Source organism: Schaedlerella arabinosiphila (assembly GCF_003885045.1).
GTDB classification, from domain to species: domain Bacteria; phylum Bacillota; class Clostridia; order Lachnospirales; family Lachnospiraceae; genus Schaedlerella; species Schaedlerella arabinosiphila.
Genome location: NZ_RHJS01000002.1, coordinates 103,763 through 123,447 on the forward strand (window position 1 = coordinate 103,763; position 19,685 = coordinate 123,447).

The window sequence follows — 19,685 nt, forward strand, 5'->3', positions numbered from 1 at the left end:
AGCCAGGAGGGCAGGATGAAACTTGTATTTTTGGATAAAAAAACAATCGGCGAGGACATGGATTTTTCTCAGTTTGCCAGGCTGGGAGAGGTGGTGGGGTACGACTTCACCGCACCAAAGGAAGCGCCGGAACGGGTGGCGGATGCGGATATTGTGATTGTGAACAAGGTTCCCATCAACCGGCAGACCATTCATAACGCACGGAATCTGAAACTGGTCTGTGTGACGGCCACCGGAACCGACAACCTGGATAAGGACTATCTGGCCGAAAGAGGGATTGAATGGAGGAATGCGGCAGGCTATTCTACGGAGTCCGTGGCGCAGCATACGTTTGCCATGCTGTTTTACCTTCTGGAACACCTGCGGTATTATGATGACTATGTGAAAAAGGGAGACTACATCAACGATGTCATGTTTACCCATTTTGTGAAAACCTTTCCCCAGCTTACCGGAAAAACCTGGGGCATCATCGGCCTTGGGGCCATCGGCCGAAGGGTGGCGGAAATCGCCCGGCTGTTCGGCGCAAGGATCGTGTATTACTCGGCATCCGGCGCGCCTGCGCAGGAGGGCTACCGGCAGGTGGATCTGGAAACACTGCTTCAGACGTCGGATATCGTATCCGTCCATGCGCCCCTGAACCAGTATACGGATGGGCTGATGAATCAGAAAGCCTTTGCGCTTATGCAGCCCCATGCCCTTTTTCTGAATCTGGGCCGGGGACAGATTGTGGTGGAGGAAGCGCTTGCGGAGGCGCTGAACGAGGGGAAGATCGCGGCGGCGGGCCTGGACGTCCTCTGCAGGGAGCCTATGGCTGCGGACAGTCCGCTGCTGAAAGTGAAAGAAAAAGACCGGCTTCTGATCACCCCTCATATCGGATGGGCCAGCGTGGAAGCGCGTACGAACCTGATGAATATCGTGGCGGAGCATATCAGAACCTTTTGCGGCAGCCCAAAACATCCAGGGACATGAAAAACTGGATTGTGCAGGTTTACCTATGAGAGGGTGTGGTTTCCTGTTGCTGTTGGGCAAAATGCTGATCGCATTTCAGGGCGTTGTGAGTAAAACTCCCACACAAAACCACATAAAACCAAATGTTGTATCTGTTGTGATTCCTTTAAAACAAATGAAAAACCAAACAAAACGTGTTGTTTTTTGTTGACTTTTACCTGCGTTAGGAGTATAATGCAATTAACTGGCTGGGGAGTCTTATCTTGTCTCTCTACGAGGTTAAAATATATCCATAAGCGACACACAAAATTTAACAGATCTACTTGTGATGCAAAGCCTGTTTGTGGATAAGAAAGGAGTAACAAGCAGATGGGATTATATACTTATAACAGTACGGATATCCCGAAAACCGACCGGATACCAAAGCTGGTAGAGCACTTGTACGCAAAGCTGCCGGAGATTGAATCTGCAAGGGCCGTCCTGATCACGGAATCTTACCGCCAGACGGAGAATGAACCCATGATCATCCGGCGTGCCAAGGCATTTCAGCATATCCTGGAGAATATCCCCATCATCATCCGTGACCTGGAGCTGATCGTGGGAAGCACGACCATAGCGCCCAGGGGCTGCCAGACCTACCCGGAGTTTTCTTACGAGTGGCTGGAAGCGGAGTTTGATACGGTGGAGACCAGGTCTGCCGATCCGTTTTACATTTCCGAGCAGACCAAGCGGGAACTGAAAGAGGCGGATGCCTACTGGAAGGGCAGGACTACCAGTGAGCTGGCGACGGCTTATATGGAACCGGAGACGTTGATCGCGATGGAGCACAATATGTTCACGCCGGGAAATTATTTTTACAATGGCGTAGGGCATGTGACGGTAAAGTATGAGGAGGTGCTCGCCATCGGATTTTCCGGAATCCGGGAGAAAGCGGAGGCGGAGCTGGCAGCTTTAAGCCTGGCAGACGGAGACTATCAGAAGAAGTCCCGTTTCCTTCAGGCGGTCATCATAAGCTGCGATGCGGCGGTGACCTACGCCAGACGTTATGCGAAGCTGGCCCTGGAAGAGGCAGAGAAGTGCACCGACGGTGCCAGAAAGCTGGAACTGCTCCAGATCGCGCAGAACTGCGCCAATGTGCCTGAGAAAGGGGCGGCCGGATTCTATGAAGCCTGCCAGTCCTTCTGGTTCGTGCAGCAGCTTCTTCAGATCGAATCCAGCGGACACTCGATCTCACCGGGACGTTTTGACCAGTACATGTATCCTTATTATAAGAAGGATCTGGACAGCGGCAAGCTGACACGGGAATTTGCTCAGGAACTGATGGACTGCATCTGGGTAAAGCTGAACGACCTGAACAAGTGCCGTGACGCCGCATCTGCAGAAGGGTTTGCAGGCTACAGCCTGTTCCAGAACCTGATCGCTGGAGGACAGAACGGGGAGGGCATTGACGTGACCAATGACCTGTCCTTTATGTGTATCCAGGCGTCCATGCATGTCTTCCTTCCGCAGCCGTCCTTCTCCATCCGCGTATGGAACGGTTCGCCCCACGAATTTCTCGTTAAGGCGGCGGAACTGACGCGTACCGGGATCGGGCTTCCGGCGTATTACAATGATGAAGTCATCATTCCGTCCCTGGTCAGCCGCGGGCTGACGCTCAAGGACGCTCGGGAGTACAATATCATCGGCTGTGTGGAGCCTCAGAAGGCGGGCAAGACCGAGGGGTGGCATGACGCCGCGTTCTTCAATATGTGCCGTCCGCTGGAACTGGTATTTACCAACGGTATGGACAAGGGGGTACAGGTAGGGCCCCAGACCGGCAATGTAGAGGATATGAAGACCTTCGAGGAATTTTACCATGCATACAAGATGCAGATGGATTATGCCATCAAGCTGCTGGTCAATGCGGACAATGCCATCGATATGGCGCATGCGGAACGCTGTCCGCTTCCGTTCCTTTCTTCCATGGTGGACGACTGCATGAAGCAGGGCAGGACCGTGCAGGAAGGCGGAGCCGTTTACAACTTCACCGGCCCCCAGGGCTTCGGGGTTGCCAATATGGCGGATTCCCTGTATGCGGTGAAAAAGCTGGTGTATGACGAGAAGCAAGTCACCATGAAGGAAATGAAAACCGCTTTGATGACCAACTACGGTCAGGGACTGGATACCGAGGATATTGCTGCTGTTACGGCAAATGTAGCCAATGAGATGAAGGCTTCCGGCCAGACGGTAGGGGAAGCAGAGATCGGGGCCATCCTTAAGACCGTGGTGGCAGCATCCGAATCACCGGAAGTCAAAGCCAACGGAGAACGGATTCTGAAGCTCATCGACCAGGTGCCCAAGTTCGGCAATGATATCCCTGAGGTGGATGCGTTTGCCAGGGACGTGGCGTACACCTATACAAGGCCGCTGGAGAACTACAAAAACCCAAGGGGCGGCATCTTCCAGGCCGGCTTATATCCGGTATCTGCGAATGTACCCCTGGGCGCACAGACGGGAGCGACGCCCGATGGAAGGCTGGCCCACATGCCGGTGGCAGACGGAGTATCGCCGTCCGCAGGCAAGGACGTGAACGGGCCGACGGCGGCAGCAAATTCCGTATCAAAGCTGGATCACTATATTGCTTCCAACGGTACGCTGTTTAACCAGAAGTTCCATCCCTCCGCACTGAGCGGAAGAGCGGGGCTTGACAACTTCGTAGGTCTGATCCGGTCTTACTTTGACCAGAAGGGCAGCCACATGCAGTTTAATGTAGTCAGCAGGGAGACGCTTCTGGACGCGCAGAAGCATCCGGAGCAGTACAAGCACCTGGTGGTCCGCGTGGCAGGCTACAGCGCATTGTTCACCACATTGTCCAAGTCTCTGCAGGATGACATTATCCGCCGGACGGAGCAGGGCTTCAGCGATGAAGGCTGAGCAGGGAAGGAAGAGCACCATGGAAGACTATAAGAAGACAACAGGCCGCATTTTCGATATTCAGCGGTACTCCATCCATGATGGGAACGGAATCCGAACCATTGTATTTTTAAAAGGATGTGTGCTTCGCTGCCGCTGGTGCTGCAATCCGGAATCTCAGGAATATGCGGTACAGACCATGATGGTTCAGGGGGAACCGAAGACCATCGGCAGGGATGTGACCGTGGCCGAAGTCATGGAGACTGTGGAGAAAGACCGGCCCTATTACCGCAGGACCGGGGGCGGACTGACGCTCTCAGGCGGGGAAAGCCTCTGCCAGCCGGATTTCGCAACTGCGCTTCTGCGGGCCGCAAAGGAAAGCGGCATCAGCACGGCCATGGAAAGCATGGGCTGCGCAAAGTGGGAAGTGATCGAAGGACTGCTCCCTTACCTGGATCAGTACCTGCTGGATATCAAGCATAGAAATCCGGACAAGCACCGGGAATTTACCGGCAGATCCAACGAGCTGATGCTGGAAAACGCAAAGAAAATCGCGGATTCCCATATGACGGAGCTGAGTATTCGGGTTCCGGTCATTCCGGGCTTCAACGATACGCCGGAGGAGATCCGGGATATTGCCGCATATACGAGAGATCTGGGCAATGTAAAACGGCTTCATCTGCTTCCCTACCACAGGCTTGGCCAGGACAAATACGCCGGGCTGGGAAGGGAATACCTGATGGGCGATGTGAAACCGCCCTCCAATGAAAAGATGAACGAGCTGCTTGCTGCTGCAAAGCAGGTATCCGGAGTAGAATGCCAGATCGGCGGGTAAGTTAAGATAGATATAAGAAAAGAAAAAGTATAAAAAATCCAAGGAGGATAAAAGGATGCAAAACGAATTTGAAATCAAAAAAGAGATGTGTGAGATCGGCAAGCGCGTATACAACCGGGGAATGGTTGCGGCAAACGACGGAAACTTTTCTGTAAAGCTCAACGACAATGAATTTCTGTGCACACCGACCGGCGTAAGCAAGGGATTCATGACACCGGAATACATCTGCAAGGTAGATGCGGAAGGCAGAGTGCTCCAGGCAAACAAGGGCTTTAGACCTTCTTCCGAGATCAAGATGCATATGCGTGTCTACAAAGAGAGACCGGACGTAAATTCCGTAGTTCATGCGCATCCGCTGTATGCGACCACATTTGCAATCGCAGGGATTCCGCTGACACAGCCGATCATGCCGGAAGCAGTCATCGCTTTGGGATGTGTTCCGATCGCGAAGTACGGCACACCTTCCACCATGGAGATCCCGGATGCGGTATCCGAGCATCTGCAGTATTTTGACGCTGTACTGCTGGAGAACCACGGCGCGCTGACCTACTCCGATTCCCTGTTAAACGCATACCATAAGATGGAATCCGTAGAGTTCTACGCTCGTCTGTTATGGCAGACCATGCAGATCGGCGGACCTCAGGAGCTGAACAAAGAGCAGGTTGAGAAGCTCTATGAGATCAGAAGACAGTTCGGACTTCCTGGAAAGCATCCTGCAAATGTATGCCCGAATGCAAAGGCAGGCAAGCCAAGCTGCCATACCTGCGGCGGAAACTGCAGCAGCGCGGCTCCAAAGGCAGACGCAGACCTGGTAGCAGAGATTACCAAGAAGGTTATGAGCCAGCTTGGAATGTAAAGCATATGAATGAACAGGAGATTTCCGGCCTGGTGAAAGCCGTGCTGGAAAGTATGAAAGATACAGGTTCCGAACATGCCCCCGGCCATGTCTGCAAATGCAAACAGCATAAGATGACCCTGGATAAAGCCAATGCCCTGATCGAGAAGGTCAAGGCAAAGGCATCGGAAATGGGCGTCCGGGCGGTGGTGGCGGTTGCGGATCAGGCCGGAAGGCCCGTGGCGGTTCAGAGTATGGACGGAGCCTATATAGCAAGCTTTGACATTGCGGTCAATAAATCATTTACCTCGGCAAGCCTGAAAATGTCAACGGAGGCTCTAAGCCGTTTGAGCCAGCCGGGCCAGTCCTTGTACGGCATCCAGTTTACCAACGGGGGTAAAATCGTCATCTTCGGAGGCGGAGAGGTGCTTGAGGCAGAGGGGAAAATGATCGGAGCCTTAGGCGTAAGCGGAGGTAGTGCAGAGCAGGATACCGAGCTTGCGGCTTACGGCAGGGAAGTATTTAAGGAGGTAATATCGTGTCTGTAAATGAACGGATGGTTCAGGACATTGTACAGGAAGTGGTGGCGAAGATGCAGATCGCTTCTGACGTGACCGGCAACCACGGTGTTTTCCAGGATATGAACGCTGCCATTGAAGCGGCCAAGAAAACACAGAAAGTCGTTGCACGGATGTCCATGGACCAGAGAGAAAAGATTATTTCCAATATCCGTGCAAAGATCAAGGAACATGCGGAGATTTTCGCGCGTATGGGAGTACAGGAGACCGGTATGGGAAATGTCGGACACAAGATTTTGAAACACCAGCTTGTGGCTGAGAAGACGCCGGGAACCGAAGATATTCAAACAACAGCCTGGTCAGGAGACAGAGGTCTGACCCTGATCGAGATGGGGCCGTTCGGAGTCATCGGAGCCATCACGCCCTGCACCAATCCAAGCGAGACGGTGCTGTGCAATACGATCGGCATGCTGGCGGGAGGCAATACGGTTGTATTCAACCCCCATCCGGCGGCAATCAAGACATCCATCTATGCGGTCAACCTGATCAACGAGGCATCCCTGGAGGCAGGCGGCCCGGACAACATCGCATGTACGGTGGAGAATCCGACGCTGGAGAGCAGCAACATTATGATGAAGCACAAGGACATCCCTCTGATCGCGGCGACCGGAGGCCCGGGCGTGGTAACGGCAGTCCTTTCCTCCGGCAAGAGAGGCATCGGCGCAGGGGCAGGCAACCCGCCCGCGCTGGTAGACGAGACGGCAGATATCCGCAAGGCGGCGGAGGATATTGTAAACGGATGTACATTTGACAACAATCTCCCCTGTATCGCGGAGAAAGAGATCGTGGCGGTGGATTCCATCGCAGACGAGCTGATGCATTACATGATCTCCGAGCAGGGCTGCTACCTGGCTTCGAAGGAAGAACAGGACGCGCTGACAGAGGTGGTATTAAAGGGCGGCCGTCTGAACAGAAAGTGTGTCGGAAGAGACGCGAAGACACTGCTGGGCATGATCGGTGTAACCGTACCGGACAATATCCGGTGCATCACCTTTGAAGGGCCGAAGGAGCATCCGCTGATCGCGGAGGAATTGATGATGCCGATTCTGGGCGTGGTCAGGGCAAAGGATTTTGACGACGCGGTAGAGCAGGCCGTATGGCTGGAGCATGGCAACCGTCATTCCGCCCACATCCACTCCAAGAACGTGGACAATATCACCAAATATGCAAAGGCGATCGACACTGCGATCCTTGTAAAGAACGGACCGTCCTATGCGGCGATCGGGTTCGGCGGGGAAGGCTTCTGTACCTTCACCATTGCCAGCCGGACAGGAGAAGGACTGACAAGCGCAAGCGCCTTTACAAAGAGGAGACGCTGCGTGATGTGCGACAGCCTTTGTATCAGATAAAGAAGCAAACAGGCAGTCAATCTGTAAATGCGCCAGGGGAATGAAAGGCGGCAGGTTGGTTGTAAGTTGAGGAGGCAATAAAAAATGGAAATGAATTCTGCAAATGTAGAAGCCGTTGTAAAGCAGGTTCTGGAAAGCATGTTAAGCCAGCCGGTTTCGGCTTCGGCGGCTGCACCGGCAGCAGGAGGGGCGATCCCAAAGACCGCGCATGTTGCCATGCTGACGGCTCTGGAGCATTATGATGTAAAGGAATTTCCGATGCCGGAGGTCGGCGACGGAGATATCCTTGTAAAAGTAGAAGGCTGCGGTGTCTGCGGAACAGACGCGCACGAATTTAAGAGAGATCCCTTCGGCCTGATCCCGGTAGCGCTGGGACATGAAGGAACCGGCGAGATCGTAAAGATGGGAAAGGACGTAAAGGTTGACAGCGCAGGAAAACCGCTGAAAGTAGGCGATAAAGTTGTAACCTGTATGATTTTCAAGGACAACCCGGATATCACCATGTTCGACCTGAACAAGCAGAATGTGGGCGGCGCGGATGTATACGGACTGCTCCCGGATGATGATATTCATCTGAACGGATGGTTTTCCGATTACATACTGATCCGGAAGGGCTCCACCGTATTCAATGTCAGTGATCTGGATCTGAAGTCCCGTATCCTGATCGAACCCTGCGCCGTACTCATCCACGCGGTTGAGAGGGCGAAGACGACCGGCATCCTGCGGTTCAACAGCAGGGTTGTGGTTCAGGGCTGCGGACCGATCGGACTGATCTGTATCGCGATCCTCCGTACCATGGGGATTGAAAATATCGTGGCAGTAGACGGAAATCAGCAGAGGCTGGATTTCGCGAAGAGGATGGGAGCAGACAATTCCGTCAACTTCATGAACCACAAGGGAATCGAAGCACTCAGCGGCGCCGTGAAGGAAGCATTCGGCGGATACGAGGCGGATTTCGCGTTCCAGTGTACCGGATCTCCGGTGGCTCACGCGAATATCTACAAGTTCATCCGCAACGGCGGCGGACTCTGCGAGCTGGGATTCTTCATCAACGGCGGGGACGCAACCATCAATCCGCACTTTGACCTGTGCTCCAAGGAGATCACACTGGTGGGCTCCTGGGTATACACCCTGAGAGATTACGCAACCACGTTTGACTTCCTGAAACGGGCGAAGGCAATCGGGCTTCCGATGGACGACCTGATCACACATGAATTTCCGCTGGAGCAGATCAATGAAGCCCATGTGACGAACTTAAAGCAGGAAGGTCTCAAGATTGCGATCGTAAATAAATAGTGACTGATTTGTAAAAACCTGCGAAGGAGAGTGGTTATGGGAGAAGCAGTAGGAATGCTGGAGGTATTCGGGCTGGCAACCGCCTACGCGGCGGCAGATGCCGGGTGCAAGGCAGGCAATGTCCGGCTGGAAACCTTTGATAAAAACAAACCGGCGAATGCGGATGAATTACCTGTACCGCTGATCGTGATGGTAAAATTTCGCGGAAGCGTATCCGATGTCCAGGCTGCGTTGGAGGCGGCAAAGGCAAAGGCCGAACAGCTTGCAGGGATCGTGACGGAATATGATATCGCAAGACCCACGGAGGATACGGAAAAGATGCTCAAACTGAGCGGCTTAGATAAAGGAACACCAAACAAAAAATATTTGAAGGAGATTTAGGAGGATATAGAAATGGCACAGCAGGCATTAGGAATGGTAGAAACCAGAGGACTGACAGCAGCAATTGAAGCAGCGGACGCAATGACAAAGGCGGCTGAGGTTACATTGGTAGGAACTGAGAAGATCGGCTCCGGTCTTGTAACCGTTATGGTACGCGGAGACGTAGGAGCAGTAAAGGCAGCAGTTGAGACAGGCGCGGACGCTGCGGCAAGACTTGGGGAACTGGTTGCAACACACGTGATCCCAAGACCGCATGACGATGTAGAGAAGATTCTCCCTACAATTTAATTTGACAGAAGCTGTGACCCGCGGCCGGATTAAAAAAGGCTGCGGGCCGGAACAGGAGAATCCCTCAGATTGATTAGTAAAGGAGCAGTCTCATGGGACAGGCATATGGATTTTTTGAAATCCCGAGTGTGACGGCTGCCGTAGTCGCCATTGATATGATGTGCAAGACGGCGGAGGTGGAGCTGGTCACATGGGAGAAAAAACTGGGCGGACGGCTTGTCACCATCATCATCCGCGGGGATGTGTCCGCAGTCACACAGGCGATTGAAACTGCAGCGGCAAACGCGATCAAAGAGCCGGCAGCGTATGTGGTGATTGCAAGTCCACACGAGGAAGTCATCAGGATGGTGAACCAGAGTGCCAACCGGGTAAGTTGAGGAGGCAGTGACCATGGCAGATGAAAAGAAGCCGACAGGCGAGGAGAAGAACATAGATTCTTCCAAAGCGGAAGGCGCGGCCAAAAAAGGCAGGACAAAGAAAACTGCAGGATCAAAAGCTGCGTCCGCAAAGAAAGCAGAAACAACAGCCAAAGCGCCCGCCAAGACAGTTCAGAGAGTGAAGCAGGCGGCGCAGCAGGCTGAAGAAGTTATTGTTGAACAGACGATCCAGAAGGAGGAAAAAAGAATGTCACAGGAAGCATTGGGAATGGTAGAAACAAGAGGTCTGGTAGCATCCATTGAAGCGGCGGATACCATGCTGAAAGCAGCGAATGTTGTACTGGTAGGAACAGAGAAGATCGGTTCCGGTCTTGTAACCGTTATGGTACGCGGAGACGTAGGCGCTGTAAAATCAGCAGTTGAGTCCGGCGCGGAAGCAGCAGGAAGGCTCGGCGAACTGGTAGCGACTCACGTAATCCCGAGACCACACGGCGATGTAGAAAAGATTCTTCCGGCAATCAAATAAGTAAGAACGATGCCAACCGGGGGGTGGAAAGACGCGCCCTCCGGAGGATATGCAGGATGCCCCTTCCGCAGCAATGTAGCATTGGAATAGAAACGTGGGCGGGACGTGGGCCTGCATCACAAAGAGGAGAATTGATATGGACAATAGTAATGTAGCATTAATTACGAAGATGGTCTTAGAGGCAATTGAACAGCAGAAGTCTTCGGCGGAAAATGGCTACCTGGTGCCGGTGGGGGTATCCGCAAGGCATATCCACCTGACCCAGGAGCATGTGGAGGCCCTGTTCGGAGAAGGCTATCAGCTCACGAAGAAAAAAGAGCTGATGGGCGGACAGTACGCATCCAACGAGACAGTGACCATTGTCGGCTTAAAGCTTCGTGCCATTGAGAATGTCCGGATCTTAGGACCTGTCAGGAGCAAATCCCAGGTGGAGGTATCCGCTACAGACGCCATCCGTCTCGGTGTGAAGGCGCCCATCCGGGAATCCGGCAATACCGCCGGCTCCGCGGCAGTTGCAGTAGTAGGGCCGAAGGGCGTGATCTATCTGAACGAGGGATGTATCATTGCGAAGAGACATATCCACATGGCGCCGAAGGATGCCATGGCAGCCGGAGTACATGACGGCGATATTGTTTCCGTAAAAGCGGACAATGAGCGCGGCACCGTATTCAATCACGTGCAGATCCGTGTAGACGACAGCTTTACGCTGGAGATGCATATTGATACGGACGAGGCAAACGCGTCGAAAATTGCGACAGGAGACACGGTGAGGATCATATGCTAATCGGAAAAGTAGTAGGAAGTGTTGTTTCAACACGGAAAAGTGAAAATTTAGTCGGGAATAAATTCATGATCGTGGATGTCCTGGAGCATATGCAGAATGGTGCAAAGCAGTTGATCGCCATAGACAAGATCGGCGCCGGAGTAGGAGAATATGTACTGGTGGCACAGGGCAGCGCGGCCCGGATCGGAAGCGGCATGCCGGACGCCCCCGTGGATGCGGCGATCGTTGGAATTATTGACGATGGAACAGGACTGGAGTAGTGAAAGATTATGGATATGAAAGAATTAAGTGTACTCATGCAGCAAAACGGAATCGTCGGCGCAGGCGGCGCGGGCTTTCCCACCTATGCGAAGCTGAATGAGAATGCGGATACAATTATTCTAAACTGCGCAGAATGTGAACCACTACTGAGATTACATAGACAGTTGCTTGAAAAATATGCCCAGGAGATCGTGGATACCTTCCATCTGATCGGGGAGGCAGTGGGCGCCAAAGAGGTCATCATCGGAATCAAGAAAGCATATACCAGGACGATCGAGGCGCTCAATGCAGTTATCGGCGTTTATCCGGAGGTTCGGTTAGGGCTGCTGGATGAAGTCTATCCTGCCGGTGATGAAGTGGTGCTGATCTACGAGGTGACCGGAAAAGTCGTAAGGCCGGGCGGGCTTCCCATCGAATGCGGCGTCGCCGTGTTCAACGTGGAGACGGTCTACAATGTATACAGGGCCATGAACCAGCAGACCCCGGTGATGGATAAGCTGGTGTCTGTGGTGGCGGAAGTAGAGCATCCAATGACCGTGCGCGTGCCGATTGGTACAAGCATTGAGGAGACGGTGCGCCTTGCCGGAGGAGTGACCACACCCAACCCGGTGTATTTTATCGGCGGCCCGATGATGGGATTTATCGGAAGCGGTTCCCAGCCGGTGACCAAGACGACCAATGCGGTGCTGGTGCTGCCGGAATCCCACTATATCATCCAGAGGAAACGGCAGAAGGTTTCTATAGACCTGAAACGGGCGGCGGCATGCTGCTGCCAGTGCAGCATGTGTACGGATCTGTGTCCGCGAAACCGTCTGGGCCATCCGATCCAGCCCCACCTGTTCATGCGTGCGGCGACCTGTAAGGATGTGCAGAAGCCGGATATCTTTGTCAACACGTTTTTCTGCAGTTCCTGCGGATTATGTGAGATGTATTCCTGTTTCCAGGGACTGTCTCCGAGAACGCTGATGGCAGAGTATAAGGCAGGCTTAAGAAGCCATGGGTTAAAGCCCCCGCAGGTCGTACCCAAGCCGGTAGGGGAAGAGCGGGAATACCGCAAGGTTCCGATGGAACGTCTCATGGCAAGACTGGATCTGACGAAGTACAACAGGGAAGCACCGCTGGATGAATCGGCGGTACCGGTCCGCAGGGTGAAGATCATGCTCAGCCAGCATATCGGCGCGCCGGCTTCCCCAATCGTAAAGCAGGGGGATACCGTCACCGCGGGACAGATGATCGCGGAACCGGCCAAGGGCTTAAGCGTGGGTATCCATGCATCCATTGACGGTGTGATAAAAGAAGTAAGTGAGAAATATGTGATCATTGAGACGCAGGAAGGACGTGCAGGGAAATGAGTAAGGCAATTGGAATGGTAGAATATAAGACTGTTTCAGCAGGTGTCGTGGCGGCAGACGCCATGGTGAAGACCTCTGAAGTCAGTATCATCGAAGCACAGACCGTATGTCCGGGAAAGTATATCGTCATCATTTCAGGAGATCTGAGCGCAGTCAATGCAGCCGTGGAAGCGGCAAAAACATTGCATGGAATGCATCTGATCAACAGTTTTGTACTCGGAAACCCGCACGAATCCATTTTCCCGGCTATCTACGGGGCAGCCGAGATAGAAGCGGTTTCGGCCCTGGGAATCATGGAGACATACGATGCGACTTCGATCATAGTGGCAGCAGATGAAGCAGCAAAGACAGCGATTGTGGATCTTGTGGAGCTTCGGATCGCAAGAGGAATGTGCGGAAAATCCTACCTGATGCTGACCGGAGAGGTGGCGGCCGTAGAGGCAGCCATCGAGCGGGCAAAATCAGTGACTGCAAAGGACGGGATGTTCCTGGATTCCTCCGTGATCGCACATCCGGACGCACAGATCAGGAACGCGATACTATAAAGAGTTTAAACAAAGGAATGCGGGAAAATAACTTCAGTATGCAATATAGGCGATATGTTATTTTCCCGCAGTCTTTCGTTTTCATTGGATTTATAAACAGTTGGGAGGCGGTACGATGCTTGCGATTGAGAGACGGAATGAGATACTGGAAAAGCTACAGGCAGAACGCCGCGTGGTAGTGAGTGAATTGAGCCAGTTCTACAAGGTATCGGAGGAGACGATACGGCGTGACCTGGAGAAGCTTGTCAATGACGGATATGCGATTAAGAGCTACGGCGGTGCGGTGATCAATGAAAACACCAATATTGATCTGCCTTTTAAGGTCCGGAAGAACCATAACGTGATCGGCAAGCAGCGCATCGCCGGACTGTTTAACAAGATGGTGAAGGACGGCGACAGCATCATGCTGGACGCCAGCTCCACCGCTGTCTATGTCGTGAAAGCATTGAAGGATAAAAAGAATCTGACGGTGATCACCAATTCCGTGGAGATCATCATAGAACTGCTGGATGTGCCGGACTGGAAGATCCTTTCCACCGGAGGCGTGTCCAGGGAAGGGTCATTCGCCCTGGTAGGCCCCCAGACGGATCGGATGCTGAGGTCGTACCATGTGGACAAGGCAGTGATCTCCTGCAAGGGGATCGACCTGCAGGCAGGGATCACGGATTCCGATGAGCTTCATGCGGACAACAAAAGAACCATGCTGGAATCCGCCAGAGAAAAGATCCTGGTGGTGGACGGCAGTAAATTTGGAAAGGTGGCATTCAATACCATTGCCGGGCTGGGTGAGATCACATCCGTTGTCACAGACGAAAAGCCCGACGAGCAGTGGCTGCAGGCGATGGAGGCTGCAGGGACAGAATGCATCTATCCGGAGTAAATAATGCGACAGGATGATTCGGTCAAATGAAAAGTTTTGATATAAAGACAAAAATATATTTCGGCGACCAGGCGCTGGACCGGCTCTCGGAAATTCCCTACCAGCGGGTGCTGGTCATCACGGATCCGTTCATGGCTCAGAGCAGTATGATCAATCTGGTAACCGATCCTCTGAAAAAGGGCCGCAAGGAATTTGAGATTTTCCAGGATGTGGTTCCGGATCCGCCCATCGAAAAGATTTCCGAAGGCGTGAAAAAAATGCTGGAATACAGGCCCGACGTGATTGTGGCGGTGGGCGGCGGCTCTGCCATTGACTCCTCCAAGTCTATCCGGGAATTTGCGCTGCGGGTTGACCGCTATGGGGAGGTTGGGCTGATCGCAATCCCAACGACCAGCGGGACGGGCTCGGAAGTGACTTCCTTTGCGGTGGTTTCAGATCCGAAAGAACAGAGAAAGTATCCGCTGGTATCCCGGGATATGACGCCGGATGAGGCGATTCTGGACGCGGAGCTGGTGAAAAGCGTGCCGCCTGCGGTGACGGCGGATACGGGGATGGATGTATTTACCCATGCGCTGGAAGCCTGCGTGAGTACGAATCGGAACGATTTTTCCACGGCTCTGGCGGAAAAATCCATCGAGATCTGCGGCGTGTTCCTGCTTCGGGCATACTTAGACGGCAGCGATACCCACGCCAGACAGAAGATGCACTCGGCTTCCTGCCTGGCAGGTCTGGCATTTAACTCCGCATCATTGGGGCTGAACCACGGGATGGCGCACCAACTGGGCGCTACCTTCCATATCCCCCACGGGCGGGCCAATGCCATGCTGCTTCCGCATATCATTGAGTTTAACAGTGATATCAATAAGCACAGCAAAAGCCAGACGGACTATCTGCCTGCGGTAAAGCGTTACTCCACCGTGGCGCAGATTCTGGGCCTGAGCAGCTATAATAAAATCATGACCGTGCGCTCCCTGGTGAACTGGGTGCAGTTCATGATGAAGGAAATGGATATCCCGCTGTCCATCTCCCAGATGGAGAAGATATCCAAAGAAGAATATTTTGCCGCCATCGACCGTATGGCAGATGCCGCGCTGGCCGACGGCTGTACCGCCACAAACCCGCGGGTGCCGAGCAAGGCGGATATTATGAAAATTTATGAAGCATTGTGGTGAAGCTTAGCTGCAATCGTGTCTGCTTCGTATGTGAGCAGATGCGGCTGCAGCTTTTAAAATATGTCCGAAATATTTACATCCCTATGGTGTGAGCAAACTTTTAAATGACTGTGTGGAATTAGAACAGCAAGAATATGGTATTGAAAGCCGCAGATTTCTGATGAAAGAGGTCTGCGGCTTTTATTATAGAAAATTCTATTGACATATAAGTGTATATAGTGTATAGTGTGCATATAGATGCATCACATTAAAAGAGGAGACAGGACCATTGAAAATATTAATCTCGAACACTTCTGACATCCCATTGTATCAACAGATCAAAGACCAGATTAAGGATGCTATCCTGAAAGAAGAGTTGGTTGAAAATGATCCGCTTCCCTCGATCCGTGCATTTGCCAATGATTTGAAAGTCAGTGTCCTGACGATAAGACGGGTCTATGAAGAACTGGAACAAGAAGGGTTTGTGATAAGCCAGGTTGGTATCGGGACCTTTGTATCTGCAAGTAATATTGAACTGCTCAGAGATTCCAGACGCCGCCTTGTAGAGCAGAAAATGCAGGATATGATACAGACCGCAAAAGCACTGGATATCACTAAGGAAGAACTGAATGCAATGATGGATATTCTTTATGAGGAGGTATGACTACATGGCATCAATTTTAGAGGTTTCCGGATTGAGAAAGAGTTACGGCAATTTTGAACTGAACGATATCAGTTTTACAATTCAGGAGGACTGTATCACAGGCTTTATAGGTGCAAACGGCGCGGGAAAAAGCACAACCATTTATTCTCTGCTGAATCTGGTCCGCAGAGAGGCAGGAACGATCACATTTCGCGGAAAAGATATTTCTGCAGACGAAAGACTGTTCAAGGATAAAATCGGTGTTGTTTTTGACAGCAGCAGCTTTTATGATGAGCTGACGATTCAGGAGATGACCTCATTGATTGCGCCCTCATATTCTGAGTGGAATCAGCGTGCGTATCAAGAGTATTTAGATATGTTTTCTCTGCAGAAGGAACATATCATAGGAATGCTGTCAAAAGGCATGAAAATGAAATACGCTCTTGCACTTGCTTTGTCGCACAACGCAGAGCTGCTGATTATGGATGAGCCCACAAGCGGACTCGATCCCTTTATGCGGAAGCAGTTTATCCGCATTTTGAAAACATATATGGAGGCGGGAAGCAGGGCTGTCTTTTATTCCACGCACAACACGACAGATTTAGATCAATCCGCGGATATGCTGATCATGATACATGCAGGAACTATTTTGTTTGAAGAGAATAAAGATGCGCTGCTGGAGAAATTCAGAATCGTTAAAGGCGATGTAAAACTGCTGCCGGATATACAGCCCTTCATGCTGAATTTTGACAAAAGTAATTATGGTTTTACCGGCATTACGGACAAAGCTGAAAAAATCAAAGCAGCATATCCGGAGGTTTTGATCGAAAGAGCTGCAATAGAGGATATTATGCTTGCATATATAAAGTAGCGTAAAGAATCGTATAAGTAAATGACATGGAAACGGCACCTGTCCAACCGCACAGCCGGCATATTTTTCACAGACAGGCAATGAAGCAACTGTGCAGGTTGGGCGTGGTATACAACAAGCAGATTCAAAGGAGCGTGAATCAAAATGATAATGACATTGGTAAAAAAAGACATCATGATTATAAAAGGATATGTTTTGGCAGAAATTGCAATTGCAGTCGGAATCCCTCTGATAATCGCAAACAGGCAGCCGCAAATGGGCGGAATGACAGGACTTTTGATAGCGACTTTGATTGCCTCACTATCCTTTAACCTGGCGGTTTCGGGAAAGGAAAATCAATATCCAAAAGCGACTGCTCTACTTTCGTCTACCCCATATATGAGGAATAGGGTGGTTGCGGCAAAATACATCTTATACATTATAATCTATCTGTTCTGCTGTATTGTGTCGTTCGCTGAAATGAAATTCATTCCGGAACTCAGGGTGGAATCCTTCGTTCAATCCGCGGCGTTTGTTTTTCTCTCCCAGGCGATTGGGATGGGAATTTTCCTGCCGATACAGTACAAATTTGGTTATGAAAAAACAAGATACTTATGCTCTTTGTTTTATCTGTATCCTTTTGCTGCAAGTGCAATGAAACAGATGCTGCTGTTTGAAAGCTTCGGGCATTTGCGCCGTTCCAATACAGGGACTTCAGCTATAATATTGTTTGCCGCCGGATTGGCAGTTTGGATCATTTCTTTTGAAATCTCGAAAAAGATATTTGACGGGAAGGACTTAGTATAAAGTGAACCGTGTGAAACGGCCGGATATCCGGAGGAAAGAGAGAATCCCCTTGTATTTTAGGACTTTGAGAAAGGCATAAAGTACAAGGGATTCCCTTTTCCTTGGGAATCAGGGAAAAAACGGTATGGACCGTCAGTCCCGTGAAAAAACATCACTGCAGTTCAAACGGAATTTCCGCGATCACTTGGGGCGCATTGTCGGTGCCGGCAGTCTTATCCACGATTTTTACCACAAATTGAGAAGCTTCCGCTGCATTTGCAGTGATCTCCAAAAGGGGCTGTCCGGTTGTCTCATCGGATGCGTAAGAAATATGCTCCCATTCAACCTTTGCGCCGGCGGAATCAAAAATCTGAGGAACCAGCGCATGGGTGTCCCGTCCGAAGGGGACAAGGATTGTAAGGTGGAGACAGCTGGGGGTGGCAGCGGCCTTTGTGACGGTGAAGCCCTGGTTCTTTGACGGACTGCTCAAGCTTCTGCTGCCGGACGGGTCTGCGGATGTACGAAAGGCCAGCTTCCAGTTTCCGCGTATGGTCTTATGCCCCATCGCCTCATGGTACGCCCCTTTATAGGTGCCGATATCTTCCAGCCTTGTGCCTCCGACTGCGTTAAAATCCAGTCTGACTTCCAGGGTATCCGCGGAAGTGAGGCCCGCGGAATCCATGGAAATGCGTACAAGCTGGACAAAAGAGCCGTCATCGCTTTTCCGAGGCTGCATGAATACAGATGTCACCTCTGTTCCGTTTATGAAGGCCGGAGCAAAGAAGGGAAGCGGATCTCCCTCTATAAAGTTTAGCGGAGTAAGGAACTCAGAGCTGTTCAATTCTTCGTCTTCTGTCCGTATGGAAAGTGTATAGTACAGGTCATAGCCGTCAAAGTATACATCGGAAATCATAACCTCTACACCGCTGTCATCGGCAATGGTTCCAGGCTCCGTACTGCTGCCGTTTGCATTGACTCCGGATTTTGCGGAACCAGTGTCTGTATCACTGCCAGATTTTGCGGAGCTTCCGTCTGTATCACTTTGCGGAGCTTCTGCTTTTTTCGAATATTTTTCAATCTCTTCATATGCGGTTTTGTCCTTTGGATCTGTACGGATGTTGGTTTCCTGGATTTTTTTAAAGAGATTTCCTATAATCGGAAGATCCCTTGCAAGTGCCGGCTGGCTGAAAAGCAGACCGCCGGCACTTATTGTAATCACGGCTGCCGCAGCTGCTGCGGCCCATGCTGCCATCCGCCGCTTTCCCTGCCGTGTATGCGCTGTGTTTGTTTGTTCTGCACTTATTTGCTCTGTATTTTGCTTCACGGTACGTTCCTTTTGGGGCCTGCGGCTCAAAATCTGCCGATATGCTTCGTTCAGCTTTTCATCTACCGCATCGGGAATGACCAGCTCCCGGCAAAGCTCCTGTTTCATTTTTTGTTCTAAATTCATTAATTACACCTCCAAATTTTTGTAACCAATTTGCATAGAAAATGGACTTTCTGCCTGTTATCTGCGGGGCATTGCCTGCCTGGATTCGGAATAGGTCATTTCTTGTAAATAAAGCCTTCTGTACAGATCCCTGCCCCTGGAAAGCCTGGTTTTGATTGTATTTTCGTTCAGACCCAGGAGCTCGGCGATCTCTTTGACGCTAAATTCCTCCGCATAGTATAAAAGCAGTACGAGCCGGTATTTTGCGTCGATCTGCTCCATCAGCCTGGAAAATTCAAGATTGTCTGTCACCTCTTTTTCCGGGCCGGGGTTCTCATCGTGCTCCCGCAGTTCCTGGATTGATGCCAGTTTATGCCGTTCTTTGAGGATTCTGCGGCAGTGGTTTATCAGGATCTTAAACATCCAGGCTTTGAATACGGAAGGATTTTTCAATGTGCTTATTTTTTCATAGCAGGTCAGCGCCGTGTCCTGGATGGCATCGGCCGCGTCCGGGGCGTTTTTTAAAATTCCGAACGCAATACGGAACATTTCCTGTTTGTTGTTTTCGATCAGCGTGATCAGCGCCTCACCGTCGCCGCTCTGGGCCTGCTCAATCAGCGAATGATTCATGTATACCGCTCCTTTCGTCTTTGCTGCTGCAGCATTACACATATTAAGATAAAATAAAGGGGGAAAAGG

At 51.4% G+C, this 19,685-nt stretch carries 22 protein-coding genes; 20 read left to right on the forward strand and 2 right to left on the reverse strand.

Going from position 1 to position 19,685, the window contains the following annotated elements; translation table 11 throughout:
* The first annotated feature begins 15 nt into the window (after positions 1 to 15).
* The 20 genes from EBB54_RS01185 to EBB54_RS01280 all read left to right on the forward strand — a co-directional run bounded on the left by EBB54_RS01185 (position 16) and on the right by EBB54_RS01280 (position 17,578).
* The gene (locus EBB54_RS01185) at positions 16 to 969 is read left to right on the forward strand and encodes a D-2-hydroxyacid dehydrogenase (RefSeq protein ID WP_044990150.1); all 954 of its coding nucleotides are present in this window, start codon (positions 16 to 18) and stop codon (positions 967 to 969) included.
* 348 nt (positions 970 to 1,317) lie between these two features.
* Complete coding sequence (locus tag EBB54_RS01190; protein WP_125126019.1) at positions 1,318 to 3,861, forward strand: glycyl radical protein; 2,544 nt, start codon at positions 1,318 to 1,320, stop codon at positions 3,859 to 3,861.
* Between the two features lie 19 nt (positions 3,862 to 3,880).
* Positions 3,881 to 4,675: a glycyl-radical enzyme activating protein gene (locus EBB54_RS01195; RefSeq protein WP_125130542.1), complete on the forward strand. Its 795-nt coding sequence runs from the start codon at positions 3,881 to 3,883 to the stop codon at positions 4,673 to 4,675.
* A 55-nt stretch (positions 4,676 to 4,730) separates the two neighbouring features.
* Entirely contained in the window at positions 4,731 to 5,531 is an 801-nt protein-coding gene (locus EBB54_RS01200) for a class II aldolase/adducin family protein (RefSeq protein WP_004073240.1), read from the forward strand.
* Between the two features lie 5 nt (positions 5,532 to 5,536).
* Positions 5,537 to 6,058 carry a GlcG/HbpS family heme-binding protein gene (locus EBB54_RS01205; RefSeq protein WP_125126020.1) on the forward strand — a complete coding sequence of 174 codons (522 nt, stop codon included), beginning with the start codon at positions 5,537 to 5,539 and terminating at the stop codon, positions 6,056 to 6,058.
* Entirely contained in the window at positions 6,049 to 7,437 is a 1,389-nt protein-coding gene (locus tag EBB54_RS01210) for an aldehyde dehydrogenase family protein (RefSeq protein ID WP_004073235.1), read from the forward strand. The genes EBB54_RS01205 and EBB54_RS01210 overlap by 10 nt, the downstream gene beginning before the upstream one ends.
* A gap of 84 nt (positions 7,438 to 7,521) precedes the next feature.
* The gene (locus EBB54_RS01215; RefSeq protein ID WP_125126021.1) at positions 7,522 to 8,733 is read left to right on the forward strand and encodes a zinc-binding dehydrogenase; all 1,212 of its coding nucleotides are present in this window, start codon (positions 7,522 to 7,524) and stop codon (positions 8,731 to 8,733) included.
* A 36-nt stretch (positions 8,734 to 8,769) separates the two neighbouring features.
* The gene (locus EBB54_RS01220; RefSeq protein ID WP_125126022.1) at positions 8,770 to 9,114 is read left to right on the forward strand and encodes a BMC domain-containing protein; all 345 of its coding nucleotides are present in this window, start codon (positions 8,770 to 8,772) and stop codon (positions 9,112 to 9,114) included.
* Between the two features lie 12 nt (positions 9,115 to 9,126).
* Positions 9,127 to 9,402, forward strand: coding sequence for a BMC domain-containing protein (locus EBB54_RS01225; RefSeq protein ID WP_004073230.1), 276 nt, complete (start codon positions 9,127 to 9,129; stop codon positions 9,400 to 9,402).
* Positions 9,403 to 9,494: 92 nt separating this feature from the next.
* The gene (locus tag EBB54_RS01230) at positions 9,495 to 9,779 is read left to right on the forward strand and encodes a BMC domain-containing protein (RefSeq protein WP_004073228.1); all 285 of its coding nucleotides are present in this window, start codon (positions 9,495 to 9,497) and stop codon (positions 9,777 to 9,779) included.
* 247 nt (positions 9,780 to 10,026) lie between these two features.
* Positions 10,027 to 10,305, forward strand: a complete 279-nt coding sequence (locus tag EBB54_RS01235) for a BMC domain-containing protein (protein WP_044984887.1) — start codon at positions 10,027 to 10,029, stop codon at positions 10,303 to 10,305.
* 136 nt (positions 10,306 to 10,441) lie between these two features.
* Positions 10,442 to 11,089, forward strand: a complete 648-nt coding sequence (locus EBB54_RS01240; protein ID WP_004073224.1) for a phosphate propanoyltransferase — start codon at positions 10,442 to 10,444, stop codon at positions 11,087 to 11,089.
* Positions 11,083 to 11,349 carry a EutN/CcmL family microcompartment protein gene (locus EBB54_RS01245; RefSeq protein ID WP_004073222.1) on the forward strand — a complete coding sequence of 89 codons (267 nt, stop codon included), beginning with the start codon at positions 11,083 to 11,085 and terminating at the stop codon, positions 11,347 to 11,349. Before EBB54_RS01240 ends, EBB54_RS01245 begins: the two co-directional genes overlap by 7 nt.
* 9 nt (positions 11,350 to 11,358) lie before the next feature.
* Positions 11,359 to 12,702, forward strand: a complete 1,344-nt coding sequence (locus tag EBB54_RS01250) for a 4Fe-4S dicluster domain-containing protein (protein WP_125126023.1) — start codon at positions 11,359 to 11,361, stop codon at positions 12,700 to 12,702.
* A complete protein-coding gene (locus tag EBB54_RS01255; RefSeq protein ID WP_125126024.1) occupies positions 12,699 to 13,247 on the forward strand; it encodes a BMC domain-containing protein in 549 nt (182 codons plus the stop codon). Before EBB54_RS01250 ends, EBB54_RS01255 begins: the two co-directional genes overlap by 4 nt.
* Before the next feature lie 115 nt (positions 13,248 to 13,362).
* A complete protein-coding gene (locus EBB54_RS01260; RefSeq protein ID WP_004073217.1) occupies positions 13,363 to 14,127 on the forward strand; it encodes a DeoR/GlpR family DNA-binding transcription regulator in 765 nt (254 codons plus the stop codon).
* 26 nt (positions 14,128 to 14,153) lie between these two features.
* Positions 14,154 to 15,299, forward strand: coding sequence for a 1-propanol dehydrogenase PduQ (locus EBB54_RS01265; protein ID WP_125126025.1), 1,146 nt, complete (start codon positions 14,154 to 14,156; stop codon positions 15,297 to 15,299).
* A gap of 268 nt (positions 15,300 to 15,567) precedes the next feature.
* On the forward strand, positions 15,568 to 15,942 hold the full coding sequence (locus EBB54_RS01270; protein WP_004073214.1) for a GntR family transcriptional regulator: 375 nt from the start codon (positions 15,568 to 15,570) through the stop codon (positions 15,940 to 15,942).
* A 4-nt stretch (positions 15,943 to 15,946) separates the two neighbouring features.
* Positions 15,947 to 16,792, forward strand: coding sequence for an ABC transporter ATP-binding protein (locus EBB54_RS01275; RefSeq protein ID WP_125126026.1), 846 nt, complete (start codon positions 15,947 to 15,949; stop codon positions 16,790 to 16,792).
* A gap of 150 nt (positions 16,793 to 16,942) precedes the next feature.
* Entirely contained in the window at positions 16,943 to 17,578 is a 636-nt protein-coding gene (locus tag EBB54_RS01280) for an ABC-2 transporter permease (RefSeq protein WP_279229985.1), read from the forward strand.
* A gap of 151 nt (positions 17,579 to 17,729) precedes the next feature.
* Here EBB54_RS01280 and EBB54_RS01285 read toward each other — a convergent pair whose 3' ends face one another.
* Both EBB54_RS01285 and EBB54_RS01290 read right to left on the reverse strand, forming a co-directional pair.
* Positions 17,730 to 19,007 (reverse strand): DUF4179 domain-containing protein, encoded by a 1,278-nt coding sequence (locus tag EBB54_RS01285; RefSeq protein ID WP_125126028.1) that lies wholly within the window; start codon positions 19,005 to 19,007, stop codon positions 17,730 to 17,732.
* A gap of 57 nt (positions 19,008 to 19,064) precedes the next feature.
* Positions 19,065 to 19,616, reverse strand: a complete 552-nt coding sequence (locus tag EBB54_RS01290) for an RNA polymerase sigma factor (protein WP_125126029.1) — start codon at positions 19,614 to 19,616, stop codon at positions 19,065 to 19,067.
* Positions 19,617 to 19,685 lie beyond the last annotated feature (69 nt).

Coding starts and splice junctions, on each gene's coding strand:
- EBB54_RS01185 (WP_044990150.1), top strand. CDS start 16: ATGAAACTTGTATTTTTGGATAAAAAAACAATCGGCGAGGACATGGAT.
- EBB54_RS01190 (WP_125126019.1), top strand. CDS start 1,318: ATGGGATTATATACTTATAACAGTACGGATATCCCGAAAACCGACCGG.
- EBB54_RS01195 (WP_125130542.1), top strand. CDS start 3,881: ATGGAAGACTATAAGAAGACAACAGGCCGCATTTTCGATATTCAGCGG.
- EBB54_RS01200 (WP_004073240.1), top strand. CDS start 4,731: ATGCAAAACGAATTTGAAATCAAAAAAGAGATGTGTGAGATCGGCAAG.
- EBB54_RS01205 (WP_125126020.1), top strand. CDS start 5,537: ATGAATGAACAGGAGATTTCCGGCCTGGTGAAAGCCGTGCTGGAAAGT.
- EBB54_RS01215 (WP_125126021.1), top strand. CDS start 7,522: ATGGAAATGAATTCTGCAAATGTAGAAGCCGTTGTAAAGCAGGTTCTG.
- EBB54_RS01220 (WP_125126022.1), top strand. CDS start 8,770: ATGGGAGAAGCAGTAGGAATGCTGGAGGTATTCGGGCTGGCAACCGCC.
- EBB54_RS01225 (WP_004073230.1), top strand. CDS start 9,127: ATGGCACAGCAGGCATTAGGAATGGTAGAAACCAGAGGACTGACAGCA.
- EBB54_RS01230 (WP_004073228.1), top strand. CDS start 9,495: ATGGGACAGGCATATGGATTTTTTGAAATCCCGAGTGTGACGGCTGCC.
- EBB54_RS01235 (WP_044984887.1), top strand. CDS start 10,027: ATGTCACAGGAAGCATTGGGAATGGTAGAAACAAGAGGTCTGGTAGCA.
- EBB54_RS01240 (WP_004073224.1), top strand. CDS start 10,442: ATGGACAATAGTAATGTAGCATTAATTACGAAGATGGTCTTAGAGGCA.
- EBB54_RS01245 (WP_004073222.1), top strand. CDS start 11,083: ATGCTAATCGGAAAAGTAGTAGGAAGTGTTGTTTCAACACGGAAAAGT.
- EBB54_RS01250 (WP_125126023.1), top strand. CDS start 11,359: ATGGATATGAAAGAATTAAGTGTACTCATGCAGCAAAACGGAATCGTC.
- EBB54_RS01255 (WP_125126024.1), top strand. CDS start 12,699: ATGAGTAAGGCAATTGGAATGGTAGAATATAAGACTGTTTCAGCAGGT.
- EBB54_RS01260 (WP_004073217.1), top strand. CDS start 13,363: ATGCTTGCGATTGAGAGACGGAATGAGATACTGGAAAAGCTACAGGCA.
- EBB54_RS01265 (WP_125126025.1), top strand. CDS start 14,154: ATGAAAAGTTTTGATATAAAGACAAAAATATATTTCGGCGACCAGGCG.
- EBB54_RS01275 (WP_125126026.1), top strand. CDS start 15,947: ATGGCATCAATTTTAGAGGTTTCCGGATTGAGAAAGAGTTACGGCAAT.
- EBB54_RS01280 (WP_279229985.1), top strand. CDS start 16,943: ATGACATTGGTAAAAAAAGACATCATGATTATAAAAGGATATGTTTTG.
- EBB54_RS01285 (WP_125126028.1), bottom strand. CDS start 19,007: ATGAATTTAGAACAAAAAATGAAACAGGAGCTTTGCCGGGAGCTGGTC.
- EBB54_RS01290 (WP_125126029.1), bottom strand. CDS start 19,616: ATGAATCATTCGCTGATTGAGCAGGCCCAGAGCGGCGACGGTGAGGCG.